We start from the raw sequence: 17,863 nt of genomic DNA on the forward strand, positions 1-17,863 counted from the left end.
TTCAAAAATAAGTTTAAGCTAGGCAAATTATTGTTCTAAATCTATTTTTTGAGTTTTTTAATGAAATATCCATTACTTCAAGCCATGACACTTTGTGCAGCTTCTGCCGCGACTCTTTTAGGCACCTCTGCATTTGCAGCCAATGAAAATATCAATGTCACACCAACCCAGCAAGTGACCAAGCAGGAACTGGCTGCGATTTATGTTCTTTCAGAAATCTGCCCGAGCATGGTTAAAGACAAGTCACAGTTCAATCAGGGCTATACCAAGCTGGTGACTGAATATATGCCAGGTCAGCGCAATCCGGTTGCAAGCTTAAACCAGATGGTTCAACAGAACGATTTCCGCAGTATTCTGGCTGAAGCACAATCTGATGCCAAGAAAGCTGGCAAGAAAAAAAATCAGGTGATTTGTAATGAATTAACCACCTATAACAATTAACCTGCTTTTCTGCCGATTACTTACAATACTTTTGAAATAAGACCGGGTTTCCCATAGAAGTCCGCCTAGCTTTATCCTAAAATGCTAGGCTCTTCGTGCTTACATCAAGATATAGGAACCCACTAGAAATGACCCAAAAAACTGCCCTTGCTGCATTATTATTAGTTCCTAGTTTTAGCTTTGCAGCAACTGTCCTATCTGCACCACCAGAATTGAATAATAAATCCTACGTGCTAATGGACTATGAGACAGGGCAACTTCTCGCTTCAAAAAATGAAAATGAAAAATTAGCCCCTGCTTCAATGACCAAGATGATGACCAGCTACATCATCGAACAAAAACTATTGAGCGGTGAACTCACTGAAGATGAACAGGTTCGCATGAATGAGTCAGCATGGTGTCGCGGTAGTAGCGCGGAATCATGTATGTATGTGCCTTTAAACGGTACGGCCACTGCACTTGAAATGCTGCGCGGAATTATTATTCAATCGGGTAATGATGCATCTAAGGCCATGGCTGAACATATTGCAGGGAACGAGGGTACCTTTGCACATATGATGAATCAGGAAGCCAAACGTATTGGCATGACCAATACCAGCTTTATCAATTCAACCGGTATGCCTGCTGAAGGTCATTATTCGACTGCCAAAGATATGGCAACGCTGGCACAGCACATCATTAAAGACAGTTCCAAGTATTATCCGATTTATGCTGAAAAAGAATTTACCTTTAATGGCATCAAGCAAGGTAACCGTAATGCCCTGCTGTATACCGACCCAAGTGTAGATGGCTTAAAAACAGGTCATACCAATGAAGCAGGGTATTGCTTGACCACGTCGTCTAAACGTGGCCCTACTCGCTTGATTTCAGTTATTTTTGGTGCACCTACCATGCAGGAACGTGCAACGCAGACACGTGAATTGCTGGCTTGGGGTTATGCGAACTTCGAAACCAAAAATGTTCAACCAGCTAAACAGGTACTTGCTAAAGCCAAAGTCTGGTTTGGTAAGGAAGATGAAGTTCAAATCGGACTTGCTGAAAACTTTAATGTGACCATGCCTAAAGGTCAGGCCAATGCGATTAAAACCCAGCTGGTGGTTCAACCGAAACTGACTGCACCATTACAACCGGGGCAAGTTGTCGGTAAATATGTTGCAACTCTGGATGGTAAAGTCATTTCAGAAAAACCTCTTGTGGCTTTGAATGCAGTGGAAGAAGCGGGTTTCTTCGCGCGTATGCTCGACCATATCAAACAGTTCTTTAGCAACTTGTTCTAAGTCTAAACAGACCATTTCAGTCTTGGACTAAGACCAAAGCACTCATTCAGATGGGTGCTTTTTATTTTATACTATGCACATGATCCTTCATCATTTATCGGACAGATCGTTATGAGCCAAAATATTCGTTCTTATTTAGATACGACCCCACAGATTGATGCTTCCTGTTATGTCGATCCGATGGGAATTGTGGTCGGCGATGTGATCTTGGCTGAAAATGTTTCGGTATGGCCTTTTGCTGTAATTCGGGGTGATGTGAATCATATTCGGATTGGTAAAAACTCAAATGTACAAGATCACTCGATGTTGCATGTCAGCCATAAGAAAGCCGATAAGCCTGAAGGTTCGCCTTTAATTATTGGTGAAGATGTCACCATTGGTCATCATGTCAAACTACATGGTTGTACCATTGGCAATCGTGTTTTGGTCGGTATTGGTACGATTATTCTGGATGATGTGATTGTTGAAGATGATGTCATGATTGGTGCAGGTTCGCTTGTTCCACCGAATAAGGTTTTGGAAAGCGGTTATTTGTATGTGGGCAGCCCTGTGAAAAAAGTGCGTCCGCTGACAGATAAAGAAAAAGCATTTTTACCGTATTCAGCGCAGAATTATGTGAAGGTGTCGGGGAATTACAAGTAAAAAAATTATTTAAAGCAGATCCTCTAAAGCAAAATTTTCAGCATGATGATTCCAAGTTCATCATGCTTCTGATATGCTTAAAACATAATAAATTATCATTATAGCAATTTTAATAAAAATATATACTTACAACAAAAACCCAATATAAAAGTATGAATAATTCTTCTATAAAAGCGAGTTAATTTCTCATATTTTGAATATATCGTTGTTATTAAAAGTATCTTTATTCATGTTAACAATATACCAATAAGAATTTAAATTATGACACGTCCTTTCGGCATTCAAGGTTCCACGACTTCACACGGTGGAATAGTTATGGCAAGCCAGTCCAAGATTACCCAAATGGGGATCTCCTTCTTAAGAGTTGGTGATGGTTTTGCTTGTCCCAAATGTAATATGTGGTCAACACTAATTAAAAGCCATGATCATGTCATTATGGATGGGAAAGCAGTGGCTTATGTAGGTGATCACTTTAGCTGTGGGGCAATCTTAATGCCAAAGCAAGTTCATGTGGTTGGAGCTCCTCAGCATACTATACATGCCTTTCTGCAACAAAAAAGAAACCTATATTCAAGTACCCAAAATTTCGTAGAGAATCCTATTCCTGTAGAAGAACATGGACTAAAGTTCCAGCTCATAAATAAAAAATTCAATATACCTGTAAATGGATATTTTTATCTATTAACAACAAATGATGGGAAAGAAAAGAGCGGCTTTACAGATCATGATGGTTTTACTAAAATCTTGCATACAGGAATTAAATCCGAACAAGTCGATCTACATGTTTTTGACTTTTCCCAACCCATGAATAAATGGGAATAATGATGGAAACCACAAAATTAGCCTCTGCCTATAGTCGCATCATTTCTGGAAATTCTAATATTTGGGAAGCCTTTCCAGAGGAAAAAAAAGTCTGTGAATTTTCAGAACCATTATGCAACAGTGTTATTAAAGTACGAAATTACTATATTGCTCGTCCTTACAACTTTTTGATGAGCTTAGATCAATGGTCGAGTATCACAAATAAGATAGAGTTACTTACAGCTATCAGGTTTGGGATGGAATGGGATACTAATAATTTGCCTGAAGGGTATTTATCAGATCCTGCATTTCATACTCAAATGTATATAAAGTTTCATAACTATCTAATGAAAAATGTGATGCGCGAAGCTCCTAAAATTGTAGCTGAATTTCAAAAAGCTGTGTTTAAGGCTCGGTTTCTTACGACTTTTACCATTGATGAAGTAAAAGATATTCCTTATTTAAACACCCAAGATCAATTAAAGTCTGCTCTAATTAAAGCTAAGAAACTACAAAATCAGATTGATAAAATTAATATTGTTGATGCTACAAGAGATATGTTTTTAATCCAAAATAACAAAGGGCCGATTACAATTAATAAAAATATGTTTATTGATGTTTTTAAACAGGATTTTAATCCAAATATGATTCAAATATTAAAATCTCAAGGCCTATACTTAGGTGATCCAGTCAATGTCATGTATAAAAAAATTAATAACCCTTAGTTCATTATGTTTCATATTTTTGGCAAGTTGTTCACTCGCCTCTCAAACCGACATAAATAGTGAAGCACTAAAAAATGCCAATCGAGGAATAGTAGGTACATTGTTGTCCGATGCCAAAGTGTACCAAATTGCCTCCTCATCTGAATTATCTCCATTAACGCAACAGTTACTATTTTCGACACTGGAAAAAATCGCTGTGATTCGAGGCTATGAGCAAACGATTGGTAAGTCTTATCGTTTTGATGAAGACTTAAACATTGCTCAAATCAATCAAATCTGTTGGATGGGTGTTTTTCTGCAAAAATATAAGCAATATTTACCCACTAAAATTGACAAAAATGAGAGCTACATCTGGGTTGATGCTTATGTTAAGCATTGGCAACACGACTTGAATGAATCTTATCGTGATACATTGATTGAAAATGACTGCAGAAAATCAGATTAATTAAATGTATGACTCATAATCTGATTGAGCGGGATACTGATTATATTTGGTTTATTTCCCATTTCTCACATGTAAAGGAGATAACACCTTAAAGAAAAAACTGATCATCATAGCCACACACCCCAAAATTTTATACAATAGTGCATCTTTATCCATGGTGCTGTTCTATGACCGCTTGGACTGCTCACGTCACTGTCGCAACCGTCATCGAAAAAGACGGAAAATTCCTGTTTGTCGAAGAACATACAGAAGCTGTGACACACCCAGTATTTAATCAGCCAGCAGGTCATGTGGAATGCGGTGAAACCATTATCGAAGCCGCAATTCGTGAAACCATGGAAGAGACCGGACATACGGTTGAAGTGACCCATCTTTTAGGGATGTATACCTATACCCCGCCCATGTTTCCGGATCGTACTTATTTTCGTTTCTGCTTTTTAGCCAAATCCACTGACTACGACCCAAATGCCGCTTTAGATACGGATATTGTCGGCGCAGTCTGGATGACATTGGACGAACTGAAAGAATCGGCGCGTGCCCGTAGTCCCCTGGTGATTAAAGCCGTGCAAGATGCCCTGTCAGGTCAAAAATACCCTTTATCGCTCATTTACGAGCACCAAAACTCTCCCTTAATTTCAAATTTGGATGCCTAATCCTATGCAACAACGTGTCATCGTCGGTATGTCGGGTGGTGTAGATTCATCTGTTTCTGCTGCGCTTTTAATTCAACAGGGTTATCAGGTTGAAGGTCTTTTCATGAAGAACTGGGAAGAAGATGACGGCACAGAATATTGCACGGCGATGGATGACCTTGCCGATGCTCAGGCCGTCTGCGACAAAATCGGGATTAAACTGCATACCGCAAACTTTGCCATGGAATATTGGGATCGTGTATTCGAGCATTTTTTAGCAGAATATGCGGCTGGCCGTACCCCAAACCCAGACATTTTATGTAATAAAGAAATTAAATTCCGTGCCTTTCTAGATCATGCGGTGAACTTGGGTGCAGACTTTATTGCCACAGGTCATTACTGTCGTCGCGGTGCAACCATGACCAATTCGCGCGGTGAAGAATACGCACCACTCTTACGTGGTGTTGATCAGAATAAGGATCAAACCTATTTCCTGCATGCCGTACATGGTCGTGAAATTAACAAGACATTATTCCCTGTCGGTGAAATTGAAAAGCCGCAAGTCCGTAAAATCGCTGAAGAATTAGATCTTGCTACGGCAAAGAAAAAAGACTCGACCGGGATCTGCTTTATTGGCGAACGCCGATTTAATGACTTCTTGAAGCAATATTTACCGGCACAACCCGGAAAAATCGTGCTGGAAGACGGTAAAGAGGTTGGTGATCATCACGGCTTAATGTACTATACGCTCGGTCAACGCGGCGGCATCGGTATTGGCGGAATGAAAGGCGTCGCGGAAGGTGCCTGGTTCGTATTACATAAAGATATCGAAGGCAATCGTCTGGTGGTGGGTCAAGGCCATGAGCACCCACTGATGCAAAGCACCATGCTTTGGAGTGAAGCGATTGACTGGGTGGCCGGCGAGCAGGATATTCCTGAAACAGGTTTCCGTTGCTCGGCCAAAACCCGTTACCGTCAGACTGATCAAGCCTGTACGGTGTACCAAGATTCAGAATCACCCAATGGTGTACGTGTGGAGTTTGATGAACCACAACGTGCAGTGACCCCAGGTCAAAGTGTGGTGTTTTATTCAGGTGAAGTTTGTTTAGGCGGTGGTGTGATTCATCATACCAATGCACCTAAACCTGATTTTATAAAAGGATGAATTCGGCATGACGGAGTTACCATTTCAACCAGCCACAACGTTGAATACTCGTCAAAATCGCGCTTTGGCGTTAGCGGGTGTGTTTCAGGCCACCCAGCTGACCCATATGACCGCATTGAGTGGTCAGCAAAGTATTGGTGAAAACGGTAACTTTTATTTTGAACAGTTGATTAAAGCCAGTCTCAATATTCGTCCCGGCAATAACGAAAATGCCCAGACCCTAGACTTTTTTAATCAACTGGCCGATATTTCCTTAGGCTTAAAAACATTAGAAAGCAGCATTATTCAACCCTTCAATACTTCGCCAAAATCCAGAATTCCAAAACTTTCCAGCACCAAACTTCCAATGAGCTATGCCATGGCACTTCTTCAATTAGAAAAGAAGGTCTATAGCAATCCCCAATTTGTTGAAATTATTGAACAGTCCCAACAGAAAATTCTCAGACAGCTTTCCTTTTTCGATAACAATTACCTGCACCCCAGCATCATTGCCAATCTGGCTCAAACCTATGTCGATACTGCGGGATCAATCAATCCGCGCATCATGGTTCGTGGCAATGCCGAAGCCTTTAAAGATGCCGGACACACCAACCGCATCCGTGCTTCCCTCTTTACCGGTTTACAAATGGCGCACCTGTGGCGTCAGCTCGGTGGCAGCTCCTGGGGCATGGTATTTGGCAAACGCAAGTTGCTAAAAGATATTCAGAATCTGGCGCGTTTACAGTTTCAGGTGGTTTAACTGATACTGCACGTGTTTCGTTTTACGTTTAATTCCAAAATCTAAGGAATCGATATGAACGCTTTAACTGCACTTTCTCCACTAGATGGACGTTACGCGAGCAAATGTGATGCTCTACGTCCCTTTCTTTCTGAGTTTGGTTTAATCCATGCTCGTGTGACTGTTGAAGTGCGTTGGTTACAGGCGCTTGCGAACCATCCGGAAATTACTGAAGTTCCGGCGTTTTCAGGCGAAACTAATGCAGCGCTTGATGCGATTGTAAGCAATTTCTCTGAAGATGATGCCAATCGTATCAAAGAAATTGAACGCACCACCAACCACGACGTTAAAGCGGTTGAATATTTCCTGAAAGAAAAAATTGCCAATATCGACGAATTGAAAAATGCCGGTGAATTCATTCACTTTGCATGTACGTCTGAAGATATTAACAACCTGTCACATGCTTTAATGCTGAAAAGCGGTCGTGATGTACTGGTTGCATCTATGCAGCAAATCATTGATTCAATTGTTGCACTTTCTGAAAAGCATGCTGACCAGCCAATGTTGTCTCGTACGCATGGTCAAACTGCAAGCCCAACGACGTTGGGTAAAGAAATGGCGAACGTGGCTTACCGCCTTGCACGTCAAATCAAACAGTTCAAAAATGTTGAACTTCTAGGCAAAATCAATGGTGCAGTAGGTAACTACAATGCGCACTATTCTGCTTATCCAGACATCAACTGGCCTGCGCATTCACAAGCATTTGTGGAATCTTTGGGTCTAGATTTCAACCCGTACACCACACAAATCGAGCCACATGATTATATGGCTGAACTGTTTGATGCCCTGCGTCGTTTCAACACTATTCTGATCGATTTCAACCGTGATGTTTGGGGTTATATCTCGCTTGGTTTCTTCAAGCAAAAGCTAAAAGATGGCGAAGTCGGTTCTTCAACCATGCCACATAAAGTAAACCCGATTGACTTCGAAAACTCTGAAGGTAACTTGGGTCTTGCCAATGCTGTACTTGCACACCTTGGGGAAAAACTGCCAATTTCTCGCTGGCAGCGTGACCTGACTGACTCTACTGTGCTGCGTAACATGGGTGTTGGTTTTGCACAAAGCTTAATTGCTTTCGAAGCATGTGCTAAAGGTATCGGCAAACTTGAACTCAATGCTGCACGTATCAATGAAGACCTGGACAATGCGCAAGAAGTATTGGCTGAACCAATTCAAACAGTAATGCGTCGTTACAACGTTGAAAAACCATACGAAAAATTAAAAGCCCTGACTCGTGGTCAGGCCATGACTCGCGACATGATGGTTGATTTCGTAAACGGTAACGAGTTAGAAGCGGTTCCAGCTGCTGATCGTGCGCGTCTAGCTGAAATGACACCTGCTTCTTATACAGGTAATGCTGCTGAACAGGCCAAACAAGTGGCTGAGCTGATTGCTAAAATCTAATTTAAAATAAGACCAAAAGGCGAAGCTCAGGCTTCGCCTTTTTATTTATAATGTATTTTATTCTAAAAACGATATTTCATCATAACGACATGATTGAGCAGCGACTTTCCGCCAAGCATTATGTGAGCCTGGGCATTTTAATTCTTGCTATTATATTGGCCAGTATTCATCCTTTAGAACTGGAAGCTTATCTCTTGCATCAGGCCGGTACAGCTTTCATGCTTATCATGCTGCTGGTCTGTCTATATAAAATTGGGCTGCATTTTTTAAGTTTTAATTTATATATCCTTTTCCTGATTGTTCATGTGATTGCTGCACACTATCTGTATTCCTATGTGCCTTATAACCAGTGGATTGAGCAGATTTTTGGCTTTCATCTGAATGAAGCAATGCATTGGTCACGCAATATGTTTGACCGTTTTGTTCATCTGGCCTACGGATTACTCCTTTACCCCATTTTCTATCGCCTGTTTCAGGTCTGGTTGCCGCAGCAAAAACCTGTGGTCATTTTCCTGCTGGTGATTCAGTTTGTGGTGGCCAGTAGCATGATCTATGAATGGCTGGAATGGTTGATCGCGATTGGCTTATCTCCCGAAGAAGCGGAGAACTATAATGGACAGCAAGGTGATAGCTGGGATGCGCATAAAGACATCTTGCTTGCCACATTAGGCGCGATATTTACGGGTAGTCTCATGCTCTTACAAAAAAGCCCACCGAAGTGAGCTTTTAAAATCAAAATCTTATTGAATTAAGGTTTGTGATCAACTATTTCATTACATTCATATTTTTCACTTATGAAAGTGGGCAATATTGCATCCAGTCATCTTTCATTTTTTGCAATTCATTACCCGTCAACATTTCGCTGTAATAAATAAAATAGCTTGCATCAGGATATTGAATTTCATGTTTATACATCATCCCACGTAGAGAAATAGAAAATTCTTCTGGGAAATCATCCAAGTTCAATTCTTCAAACTCGTAATTAAAATAACAGTTTTGTGTTGCAAGATATGCTTCAGCTATAGCCATGTTTCTGCTCTAACAATAAAATATGCTTTATTTTATCCGATTAGCTGTAGGGATGTTTTGCATTTCAGTCGGTTCAATCCATTGAACAAACTTAGATTCTGACAAATGTGGATATTTGAACTTATCTAAATATTCAAAGCAGACCTTTTGAGCTTTCGGCATTTTCTCTAGATGCTGATCGAAGAGTAAATGGCGACTATATTGAGCACCATCAAAGCGAATAATCACACCTTCAAACTCCTTACCACCTCGAGTTTTATGCACCTGATAAGACTGCACCACACCACATGCCTTCGATGGAATAACAGGCGGATCATCTGGCTTTAACACAGCATATAGAATAAAGAGACATGTCCCTGGGATAAAACCCAGCCAAAATAAAAGTTTTTTTTGATCTTCATTTTGTAACTTGGCTTCAGCGTACAATGCACATGCTATCGGACAGATCGCGATAGTCAGAAAACCTAAAACAAGAATAAGGGGGAGCATGCCAGTAAAAGCCGCATTGAATTAGATCTTTTATAGTATACTAACAATAACTTAAGGCATAAAAAAGCTCACCGCAGTGAGCTTTAATATATATTCAATTTTAACTGAATTAGAGTTTAGGATCGCGCATTTGTACCAGATTTGCATTGGCTTTGCTTAAGCCTTCCATGACCTTATTCATTACGGTTGGAATCAATGAATCCGCAATTTGCGCTGCCTGTAAACCCAGCTTTTCACCCAAGGTTGGTTTCTTGCGGGTCTGGATCGAATAAACATCATGTTGCGTCAGCAAGTGCAGTAAATATTCATCTGAAGTTTGCAGTTTATCTACCAAGTTTAAATCCAGTGCATCACGACCATACCAATGCTCACCGGTTGCCACTTTTTCCACATTCAGCTGCGGACGGTATTTTTCTACAAAATGTTTGAACAAGGCATGCGTTTGCTGTAACTCTTCTTCAAACTTGGCCTTCCCTTCTTCGGTGTTTTCACCAAACATGGTCACGGTACGTTTGTACTGACCTGCGGTATAGAGTTCAAAGTCGATTTTATTGTCTTTCAGCAGACGGTTAAAGTTAGGCACTTGAGCCACCACCCCAATCGAACCGACAATCGCAAATGGTGCAGACACAACTTCATTTGCGATACACGCCATCATATAACCGCCACTGGCCGCTACTTTATCGACACAGATGGTCAAGTGAAAACCGGCATCACGTAAACGTACCAGTTGAGCAGCGGCCAGACCATAGCCATGCACCATACCACCCGGGCTTTCTAAACGCACCACAACACGGTCACGACCCGCTTTAGCCGTGGATAAAATCAGGGTAATTTCTTCACGTAAACTTTCGACCGCAGAAGCGGCCATATCGCCTTTAAAGTCCAAGACATAGATTTTTTGATTGGTTTTCTTGCGTGCACGTGCTTCTTTTGACAGCTGTTGTGACAACTGCAAAAGCTCCAGTTTAGAGCCAGTCGTTTGCGCTATTTTTTTTCGTTGTTCATTGATACGCGCATTTAAATGACTGACACGGATTTCAGCGGGCAGTTTCGGACTATGAAATAACATAAAAAATCTATTCTCTATTTAATTCGGCTTATATCCTTAGATTAGGTCAATTCTGATTTTTTCAACAGCATTTATTGATCTTGTTGCCAAGCATGTCCACGACGGATCAATAATTTATATTGATTCATAATTTCATGGATCGCGAACAAACGAAAATACAAAATAAATAAAAGTGTATAGATTACAGCTATAATCGAAGCATTCATTGGCCACCAGGTTAATATAATAAAACCTCGATGACTTGTCCCCGAAGGGGTCATCAATGAATATACCGCAATAAAAAAAATGATCGTAATAAGCACAAAGAAGTATTCACCAAAACGCGTATGCATTAATGGTTTCTTGCCCTTCTCTTGTGCTTTTAGATAACGATGAAATTTAAATTGAGCATGTGCTGTAATATAAACACGCCATTTTTGTTTAACTTCAATATTATATTTTTGATGCTTTAACATATAAAAAATCACCAAGCCCAAGAAAGTATTCACGATCACAAACACGTCATAGAGCCAACGATGATAGTTGGTCATTCCCTGACTTTGTGAAGTAATGAACAAGCCTTCATAAGGGACAATCAAGGCTAATATGATACTAAACAGCACCATCACTAAACCAAAATATTGATGAGTATATACTGTGCCGAATAGGCTTCGAAACATATCTTTCATCGCGATTTGCGTCAGTTTAGCTTTTTCTTTAAATTCAGGTGTCTGTTGCATTATCATTATAAATCTTAAAAAACTTATAGAACATAACGGCTTTGTTGCATAAACATTCAAAAGCTGAGTTTTCCCCAATCCATTCAAATTTAAGTGACAACTTGGGTGTGAGGTCTACCTAATTCCGTAAATCTATTCAGAACTGCCACACGCGCATGAACTTCATTGACCTGACTTTGAAAATGTCTTGCCGTCAGCTTATCTCCTAATAATTTGATGCAATGCATCTTGGTTTCCACCAAACTGCGACGGTGATAGCCCGACCATTTTTTCCATAGGGTTCTGCCTAAATGCTTAACCGTTTGAAGTAACTCATTTCGTTCTATTGAACTGATTTTAGAATCTTTCCAGGGCTTGGCATTCTTCCTGGGTGGAATTACTGCATGTGCTTGACGATCTGAAATCACTTGTCTGCAGCACTTCGTGTCGTACGCCCCATCGGTATAGACAGAATCTATTCGCTCATTTGGTGGGATTTGATCCAGTAAATCACCTAGTACTTGTGAATCACTGACATTATTTGTCGTAAGCTGAACGGCACGTATTTGCAGTGTTTCAGCATCTATACCAATATGCAGTTTACGCCATTGCCGACGGTATTCAGGCTGATGTTTCTTACGCTTCCATTCACCTTCACCTAAAAATTTTAAACCCGTAGAGTCGACGAGTAGGTGTAACCCATCACGACTTTTCTGATAGCTTATCGCAATATCAATATGCTTTTGTCGTCTACAGAGGGTGGAGTACGAATATCACTGATATTCGGGGCTGCTCAGCCACAGAGTTTAATCAGGCTTTGAGCAAAGCCAGTGACCATACGTAAAGAAAGACGGAATAGAGATTTGATCATTAAACAGCATTGAATCGCTGTATCGGAATAAGTTTGATTTCGTCCGTGCTTGCCTTGTGGTTGTGCATACCATTGGGTCTTAGGATCAAACCAGATTGAAGTATTTCCTCGCTTGATTAAAGCTTGGTTATACGAGGACCAATTGGTTGTACGGTAAGTTTTAGGTTCAGGCTTCTTCATCTGGAAATTATATTGCTAAAGAAGCCCTCAAGAATAGCTTTGTGCAACAAAGCCGAACATAACAAAAAACAGAACCCTAAGATTCTGTTTTAAAAGATTTATTTTTAAAATCGCATTAACCAAAACGCCCTGTAATATAAGCTTCAGTCAATTGATGGTCTGGTTGGGTAAAGACTTTCTCGGTCGCATTCACCTCAATTAAATCACCCAGATGGAAATACGCAGTACGGTCAGATACACGCGCTGCCTGTTGCATGGAGTGGGTTACAATCGCAATGGTATATTGAGTTGAAAGCTCAGAAATCAGCTCTTCTACTTTTGCTGTTGCAATTGGATCCAGTGCAGAACATGGTTCATCCATCAGAATCACTTCAGGCGAAACTGCGATGGTACGCGCGATACATAAACGTTGCTGCTGACCACCTGACAAACCTGTTCCCGGCTGATTCAAACGGTCTTTTACTTCTTCCCACAAACCGGCTTTACGCAAACTGCCTTCGACAATTTCTTCAAGATCGTATTTATCACGTGCAAGACCATGTAATTTCGGGCCGTAAGAAACGTTGTCAAAAATAGACTTTGGAAACGGGTTGGGCTTCTGGAATACCATACCGACTTGAGCACGTAGCAAGACCACATCCAGGTTTGGATCATAAATGTCCTGATTGTCCAGCATGACTTTACCGGTCACACGACAACTGTCAATGGTGTCATTCATGCGGTTTAGGGTACGCAGAAAGGTTGACTTACCACAGCCTGATGGCCCAATAAAAGCAATCACTTCATTTTCATAAATGTTCAGGTCAATGCCTTTAATCGCTTCCGCTTCACCATAGTACACATGCACATCAGATGTACTCAGTTTCACATTTGTCGACTTTTCATCTTTTTTGCTGCTACTTTTCGTATCGAATTGGGAGACAAACGATGTTGCTGGCTTTTGTGTAGCCTCATCATTAGTGAATTGTGTCTGTTGTGGATTCACGGATTGATCCTTTTTTAAGGAGTTTTGAATAACAGTTGTGTTCATGATTCTGCCCCTATTACCAACGGACTTCAAACTTTTTACGTAACCAGATGGCCAGACTGTTCAAGCTGATCATCATGGCCAGAAGTACAATAATTGCTGCTGCGGTACGCCCTTCAAAGAAGTTACGTAACTCATTGCCCTGCCATAAGAAAATCTGCACAGGTAACGCTGTAGACTGATCAAATGGTGTGGCTGGAACGCTGGCAACAAAAGCACTCATCCCGATTAATAACAATGGTGCGGTTTCACCTAATGCCTGCGCGACCCCGATAATGGCACCAGTTAAAATACCCGGCAAAGCCAATGGCAAGACATGATGGAAAACCGTTTGCAGTCGTGAAGCACCCAAGCCCAACGCTGCCTGACGAATCGAAGGTGGAACCGCTTTAAGCGATGCACGTGTGGTGATGATGACAGTTGGCAAAGTCATCAGACTCAGCACCAGACCACCGACCAGAGGGGCCGATAGCGGTAAATGCATCCAGCCAATAAAGATCGCGGCACCCAGCAAACCAAACACAATCGATGGCACTGCTGCCAGGTTGTTGATGTTGACTTCGACAATATCGGTAATCCAGTTTTTCGGCGCAAACTCTTCCAGATAGATCGCAGATGCCACCCCAATTGGAATCGAGATAAAGATCACGATCATCATCATGAACAGTGAGCCCATGAAAGCGCCTGCCAGACCTGATGTTGCCGGTGAACTACGCGAGTCAGGGCTGGTAAAAATATTCGTATTGAAACTGTTTTCGATTACACCTGAGGCTTTCATCTCGTCCGCCACCTGGCGTACTTCAGGACTGAGTTGTTGCTGTTCTGCTGGTAACGAACGATCAATATTACCCGCCAGCCAGACATCGACATTGGCATCTGCCAGAATTTTAACCTCTGTGCTTTGACCGACCAGACTTGGATCATTCATGACCATGTCACGTAAGCGATAAGCCTCAGAACTGGTATATAAATAACCCAGTTCATCACGCTGACTTTCCAGCTTGCTGTCTCTGGCGATCATGCCGTTGATGATCAGTGCATCCCAGTCCACCATGCCGACATCCATTTGCCAGGCAATCATACGCTCTTCAAACTGCGCCGGAGACTCTCCCGCAGCTGGCTTGGGTTTTGGACCAATCTCTACAATGGCCGGATCGAAATGAATCGGCAAACTCATGCTGCTTTGCCAGAAGGCAGGCAAACCTTTGGATAAAATACTGCCGAAGAGCAATACCACAAAGAACAGACCGGCCAATACCGCAGAGAAACCAAATAGACGGAATGTTTTTTCTTTACGATGACGTCGCCCCAAAGAGCTTTGAATGGTCTTCTTACGCTTTTCACGCAGCTCGGCAGCGACGGATGGATCAACACGCTGATCCACAGGCGTTGTATTTGAAGTACTCATTAGTCGTATTGCTCACGATATTTACGCACGATGATCAGTGCAACAATGTTCAAACCTAGGGTAATCACAAATAAGGTCAGTCCCAGGGCAAAGGCCACCAGTGCTTGCGGACTGGCAAAGTCGGTATCACCTGTTAATTGATTGACGATGGTAATGGTGACCGTAGATACGGCTTCAAGTGGATTGGCATGCAGCTGCGGACTGTTCCCCGCTGCAAGTACCACGATCATGGTTTCACCAATCGCACGGGATGCTGCCAACAGGAAAGCACCAATAATACCCGGCAAAGCTGCAGGTAAAACCACCTGACGGATCGTTTCAGATTTGGTTGCACCTAGCCCCAGAGAACCATCACGTAAGGCACGTGGCACCTGGGTAATAATGTCATCGGATAGAGAAGATACGAATGGAATAATCATGATGCCCATCACCAGACCCGCGGTCAGCGCACTGGTGGCATTAATTTCGAGTCCGACCATGGCACCCATGGCTTTAAGAAATGGACCGATGATCATCAAGGCAAAGACACCATAAACAATCGTAGGAATACCCGCCAACACTTCAATGGTCGGTTTTGCCCAAGAACGGAAGCGCGGTGATGCATATTCTGCCAGATAGATCGCAATCATCAGGCCGACCGGTACCGCGACCAAAAGTGCGATCGCACTGACCATGAGCGTACCCCACAGCAGTGGCAATAAACCGTAACTGCCCTCGGCACTGCCAGAAGTACTAAAACCCGGGTTCCATTCGGTACCAAAGAAGAAATCCAGTGGACTGACGAAGCTGAAGAAGCGCATCGCTTCACCAAACATCGACATGACAATCCCGAGCGTGGTCAGAATTGCCACACCCGAACACAATGCCAAGCCGATATTAATCATTTTCTCGACTTGGTTACGTGCGCGGAATTCCTGGCTAATACGTTTTTTGGCCCAGACCAGACCTGCCAGTGCAGCCGAAATCACCACTGCCAATTTGGCAAAAGTCCCAATGGTCGAAAATTTAGCTAACTGTTCTGCTGCGGCCAGTTCATAGGCTGCAGGTGTATCACTGACACCGAAACCTGAGGCAAGTGCCTGAACGCGATCAACAACAACGCCCAGACTTGCCGGATCCAGATTGGCCGAAATATCCTGCGGCAAATGGTTGAGTACCACTTGCTCCAGAAAACTTGGCTCAACCATATTCCAAACAATCAAAATTAAAAACGCAGGGATACCACACCACAGTGCAACCAGTGCACCATAATATCCGGGACGCGAGTGTAAGTTTGCAGAATTGCTTCCCTTACCTGCTAAGTTACGGCTTTTACTTAATCCGATTTGATAGGCTATGGCCATAATCGCCAATAACACACCTATAAGTAGCAGATTCATGTATTCTCCACTGTTTTCTCAATTTTCATGGTTTGAAAAAACTTGTTTATCGCAAAAAGCCGATGGTAGGTTGACCCTACCACCAGCGATTTCAAAATCATCGATTATTTTACAATGACCGCTTTACCAGCCTTGAAATTTGCAAGGACTGCTGCGCGTTCTTTATCAGACATTGAAATCAGACCTGCTTTTTCCAGCTTAGAGCCCTTACCTGATACCTTCTTGTTCAGGAAGTATTCAGTGAACTGTGGTAAGCCTTTGATCGATTTCAAGTGTTCGCCTTTCACGTAGAAGAACAATGGACGTGATACCGGATAAGCACCATTCAAAATCGTTTTTTCAGAAGGTGCTACATTGTTCACAGTTGCAACACGTAAGCGGTCACGGTTCTGGTCATAGAAGCCTAGGCCAAACACCCCGACTGCACTTGGAGAAGTTTTCAAACGCGCCAGTGTTTCGGTATAGTCGCCTGCAATTTCAACTACACGGCCATCTTTACGGAATGTGGTACAGGCTTTTTTCTTGGCATCTTTGTCTAGAGACTTAATTGCAGCATACGATTCACAACCTGCATCCACCATTTTCTCCTGGAACACTTCGCGCGTACCATGATTCGAAGCAGGAATCACCAGCGTGATCGGCTCATTCGGAAGTGCTTTGTCAATTTGGTTCCAGCGTGTATACGGATTGGCGACCATTTTGCCATTTGATGGAAGTTGTGCAGCAAGTGCAGCGAAGACATGCTGTGGACGCAACTTATAAGCCGCTTTATTGGCATTTGAAGCAAATACGATACCGTCATAACCGATTTTGATTTCTAATACTTGGTTAACGCCGTTCTTTTTACATTCAGCCAGCTCGGTAGATTTGATTTGACGCGAAGAGTTCGCGATATCAATGGTGTTATCACCCACGCCATTACAGAACTGCTTTAAACCACCTGACGAACCGCCAGAACCGACCACTGGTGTTTTGAATTGTGGGAAGGTATTACCGAATTCTTCCGCCACGATACTGGCATATGGAAGTACAGTTGAAGAACCTGCAATTTGAATCGTGTCACGAGCTGCATGTGCAGTCGTTACAGCAGCTGCCCCTGTTAATGCCAATGCTAAAGCTATATTTGTAAAGCGCATTCTAGTATCTCTCTCATTTATACAATTTGGAGTACGCCACTTTTTATTCAGTTTTGTACTTATTTCGATACATGCATTTTGATTTTAGAATATGACAAATAAGTTACAGCTTTATTACGATTTAATGATTTTTAATTTGTATACTTTCTATCCATAAAATACTTATAAATTTCAACTATTAAATTCTTTTTATCATTCAACTGAAGAAAAAATCTGATCATTAACATGTAACAATTTTTATAAAACCCAATTGAAGAAAAATCT

At 42.0% G+C, this 17,863-nt stretch carries 19 protein-coding genes and 1 pseudogene; 11 read left to right on the forward strand and 9 right to left on the reverse strand.

Translation table 11 applies throughout. From position 1 onward, the window contains the following. The first annotated feature begins 60 nt into the window (after positions 1-60). The 11 genes from FTU40_RS00800 (at position 61) to FTU40_RS00850 (ending at position 9,032) form a co-directional block, all read left to right on the forward strand. Positions 61-441, forward strand: coding sequence for an MCR_0457 family protein (locus tag FTU40_RS00800; protein WP_005096480.1), 381 nt, complete (start codon positions 61-63; stop codon positions 439-441). A 128-nt stretch (positions 442-569) separates the two neighbouring features. Beyond that, positions 570-1,718 carry a D-alanyl-D-alanine carboxypeptidase PBP5/6 gene (gene dacC / locus FTU40_RS00805; protein WP_005096478.1) on the forward strand — a complete coding sequence of 383 codons (1,149 nt, stop codon included), beginning with the start codon at positions 570-572 and terminating at the stop codon, positions 1,716-1,718. A 111-nt stretch (positions 1,719-1,829) separates the two neighbouring features. Further along, positions 1,830-2,360 (forward strand): gamma carbonic anhydrase family protein, encoded by a 531-nt coding sequence (locus FTU40_RS00810; RefSeq protein WP_159515933.1) that lies wholly within the window; start codon positions 1,830-1,832, stop codon positions 2,358-2,360. A 261-nt stretch (positions 2,361-2,621) separates the two neighbouring features. Next, the gene (locus tag FTU40_RS00815) at positions 2,622-3,182 is read left to right on the forward strand and encodes a PAAR domain-containing protein (RefSeq protein ID WP_180039418.1); all 561 of its coding nucleotides are present in this window, start codon (positions 2,622-2,624) and stop codon (positions 3,180-3,182) included. Between the two features lie 2 nt (positions 3,183-3,184). Then, positions 3,185-3,886, forward strand: a complete 702-nt coding sequence (locus FTU40_RS00820) for a hypothetical protein (protein WP_180000816.1) — start codon at positions 3,185-3,187, stop codon at positions 3,884-3,886. A gap of 103 nt (positions 3,887-3,989) precedes the next feature. Then, positions 3,990-4,331 (forward strand): hypothetical protein, encoded by a 342-nt coding sequence (locus tag FTU40_RS00825; protein WP_257223504.1) that lies wholly within the window; start codon positions 3,990-3,992, stop codon positions 4,329-4,331. 167 nt (positions 4,332-4,498) lie between these two features. After that, on the forward strand, positions 4,499-4,984 hold the full coding sequence (locus FTU40_RS00830) for an NUDIX hydrolase (protein WP_100328733.1): 486 nt from the start codon (positions 4,499-4,501) through the stop codon (positions 4,982-4,984). Positions 4,985-4,988: 4 nt separating this feature from the next. After that, positions 4,989-6,128, forward strand: a complete 1,140-nt coding sequence (gene mnmA / locus FTU40_RS00835; protein ID WP_100328734.1) for a tRNA 2-thiouridine(34) synthase MnmA — start codon at positions 4,989-4,991, stop codon at positions 6,126-6,128. Between the two features lie 7 nt (positions 6,129-6,135). Further along, entirely contained in the window at positions 6,136-6,867 is a 732-nt protein-coding gene (hflD, locus tag FTU40_RS00840) for a high frequency lysogenization protein HflD (RefSeq protein ID WP_100328735.1), read from the forward strand. A 54-nt stretch (positions 6,868-6,921) separates the two neighbouring features. Continuing rightward, positions 6,922-8,310 carry an adenylosuccinate lyase gene (purB, locus tag FTU40_RS00845; protein ID WP_005096467.1) on the forward strand — a complete coding sequence of 463 codons (1,389 nt, stop codon included), beginning with the start codon at positions 6,922-6,924 and terminating at the stop codon, positions 8,308-8,310. A gap of 89 nt (positions 8,311-8,399) precedes the next feature. Beyond that, positions 8,400-9,032: a DUF2238 domain-containing protein gene (locus tag FTU40_RS00850; protein ID WP_180039420.1), complete on the forward strand. Its 633-nt coding sequence runs from the start codon at positions 8,400-8,402 to the stop codon at positions 9,030-9,032. Positions 9,033-9,102: 70 nt separating this feature from the next. On the opposite strand, the gene FTU40_RS00855 is transcribed toward FTU40_RS00850, so the two are convergent. The 9 genes and pseudogenes from FTU40_RS00855 to FTU40_RS00895 all read right to left on the reverse strand — a co-directional run bounded on the left by FTU40_RS00855 (position 9,103) and on the right by FTU40_RS00895 (position 17,599). Further along, entirely contained in the window at positions 9,103-9,339 is a 237-nt protein-coding gene (locus FTU40_RS00855; RefSeq protein WP_005171688.1) for a hypothetical protein, read from the reverse strand. A gap of 27 nt (positions 9,340-9,366) precedes the next feature. Next, a complete protein-coding gene (locus tag FTU40_RS00860; RefSeq protein ID WP_074382997.1) occupies positions 9,367-9,828 on the reverse strand; it encodes a hypothetical protein in 462 nt (153 codons plus the stop codon). Between the two features lie 109 nt (positions 9,829-9,937). Beyond that, complete coding sequence (gene sohB, locus FTU40_RS00865; protein ID WP_100328738.1) at positions 9,938-10,900, reverse strand: protease SohB; 963 nt, start codon at positions 10,898-10,900, stop codon at positions 9,938-9,940. A 71-nt stretch (positions 10,901-10,971) separates the two neighbouring features. Next, the gene (locus tag FTU40_RS00870; RefSeq protein ID WP_257223505.1) at positions 10,972-11,625 is read right to left on the reverse strand and encodes a hypothetical protein; all 654 of its coding nucleotides are present in this window, start codon (positions 11,623-11,625) and stop codon (positions 10,972-10,974) included. An 83-nt stretch (positions 11,626-11,708) separates the two neighbouring features. Beyond that, a pseudogene (locus FTU40_RS00875) lies at positions 11,709-12,649 on the reverse strand (IS5 family transposase). 115 nt (positions 12,650-12,764) lie between these two features. Continuing rightward, on the reverse strand, positions 12,765-13,679 hold the full coding sequence (gene pstB, locus FTU40_RS00880; RefSeq protein WP_218951617.1) for a phosphate ABC transporter ATP-binding protein PstB: 915 nt from the start codon (positions 13,677-13,679) through the stop codon (positions 12,765-12,767). A 13-nt stretch (positions 13,680-13,692) separates the two neighbouring features. Beyond that, on the reverse strand, positions 13,693-15,084 hold the full coding sequence (gene pstA / locus FTU40_RS00885; protein WP_005096458.1) for a phosphate ABC transporter permease PstA: 1,392 nt from the start codon (positions 15,082-15,084) through the stop codon (positions 13,693-13,695). Beyond that, positions 15,084-16,463: a phosphate ABC transporter permease subunit PstC gene (pstC, locus tag FTU40_RS00890; RefSeq protein WP_005096457.1), complete on the reverse strand. Its 1,380-nt coding sequence runs from the start codon at positions 16,461-16,463 to the stop codon at positions 15,084-15,086. Before pstC ends, pstA begins: the two co-directional genes overlap by 1 nt. Positions 16,464-16,567: 104 nt before the next feature. Beyond that, positions 16,568-17,599: a substrate-binding domain-containing protein gene (locus FTU40_RS00895; RefSeq protein WP_005171700.1), complete on the reverse strand. Its 1,032-nt coding sequence runs from the start codon at positions 17,597-17,599 to the stop codon at positions 16,568-16,570. Positions 17,600-17,863: the final 264 nt, after the last annotated feature.

The organism is Acinetobacter sp. YH12100, from assembly GCF_013419135.1.
GTDB classification, from domain to species: domain Bacteria; phylum Pseudomonadota; class Gammaproteobacteria; order Pseudomonadales; family Moraxellaceae; genus Acinetobacter; species Acinetobacter pseudolwoffii.

Coding starts and splice junctions, on each gene's coding strand:
- pstA (WP_005096458.1), bottom strand. CDS start 15,084: ATGAGTACTTCAAATACAACGCCTGTGGATCAGCGTGTTGATCCATCC.
- FTU40_RS00895 (WP_005171700.1), bottom strand. CDS start 17,599: ATGCGCTTTACAAATATAGCTTTAGCATTGGCATTAACAGGGGCAGCT.
- FTU40_RS00830 (WP_100328733.1), top strand. CDS start 4,499: ATGACCGCTTGGACTGCTCACGTCACTGTCGCAACCGTCATCGAAAAA.
- FTU40_RS00815 (WP_180039418.1), top strand. CDS start 2,622: ATGACACGTCCTTTCGGCATTCAAGGTTCCACGACTTCACACGGTGGA.
- mnmA (WP_100328734.1), top strand. CDS start 4,989: ATGCAACAACGTGTCATCGTCGGTATGTCGGGTGGTGTAGATTCATCT.
- purB (WP_005096467.1), top strand. CDS start 6,922: ATGAACGCTTTAACTGCACTTTCTCCACTAGATGGACGTTACGCGAGC.
- FTU40_RS00855 (WP_005171688.1), bottom strand. CDS start 9,339: ATGGCTATAGCTGAAGCATATCTTGCAACACAAAACTGTTATTTTAAT.
- FTU40_RS00870 (WP_257223505.1), bottom strand. CDS start 11,625: ATGATAATGCAACAGACACCTGAATTTAAAGAAAAAGCTAAACTGACG.
- FTU40_RS00860 (WP_074382997.1), bottom strand. CDS start 9,828: ATGCTCCCCCTTATTCTTGTTTTAGGTTTTCTGACTATCGCGATCTGT.
- FTU40_RS00820 (WP_180000816.1), top strand. CDS start 3,185: ATGGAAACCACAAAATTAGCCTCTGCCTATAGTCGCATCATTTCTGGA.
- FTU40_RS00850 (WP_180039420.1), top strand. CDS start 8,400: ATGATTGAGCAGCGACTTTCCGCCAAGCATTATGTGAGCCTGGGCATT.
- FTU40_RS00810 (WP_159515933.1), top strand. CDS start 1,830: ATGAGCCAAAATATTCGTTCTTATTTAGATACGACCCCACAGATTGAT.
- dacC (WP_005096478.1), top strand. CDS start 570: ATGACCCAAAAAACTGCCCTTGCTGCATTATTATTAGTTCCTAGTTTT.
- pstB (WP_218951617.1), bottom strand. CDS start 13,679: ATGAACACAACTGTTATTCAAAACTCCTTAAAAAAGGATCAATCCGTG.
- FTU40_RS00800 (WP_005096480.1), top strand. CDS start 61: ATGAAATATCCATTACTTCAAGCCATGACACTTTGTGCAGCTTCTGCC.
- pstC (WP_005096457.1), bottom strand. CDS start 16,463: ATGAATCTGCTACTTATAGGTGTGTTATTGGCGATTATGGCCATAGCC.
- sohB (WP_100328738.1), bottom strand. CDS start 10,900: ATGTTATTTCATAGTCCGAAACTGCCCGCTGAAATCCGTGTCAGTCAT.
- hflD (WP_100328735.1), top strand. CDS start 6,136: ATGACGGAGTTACCATTTCAACCAGCCACAACGTTGAATACTCGTCAA.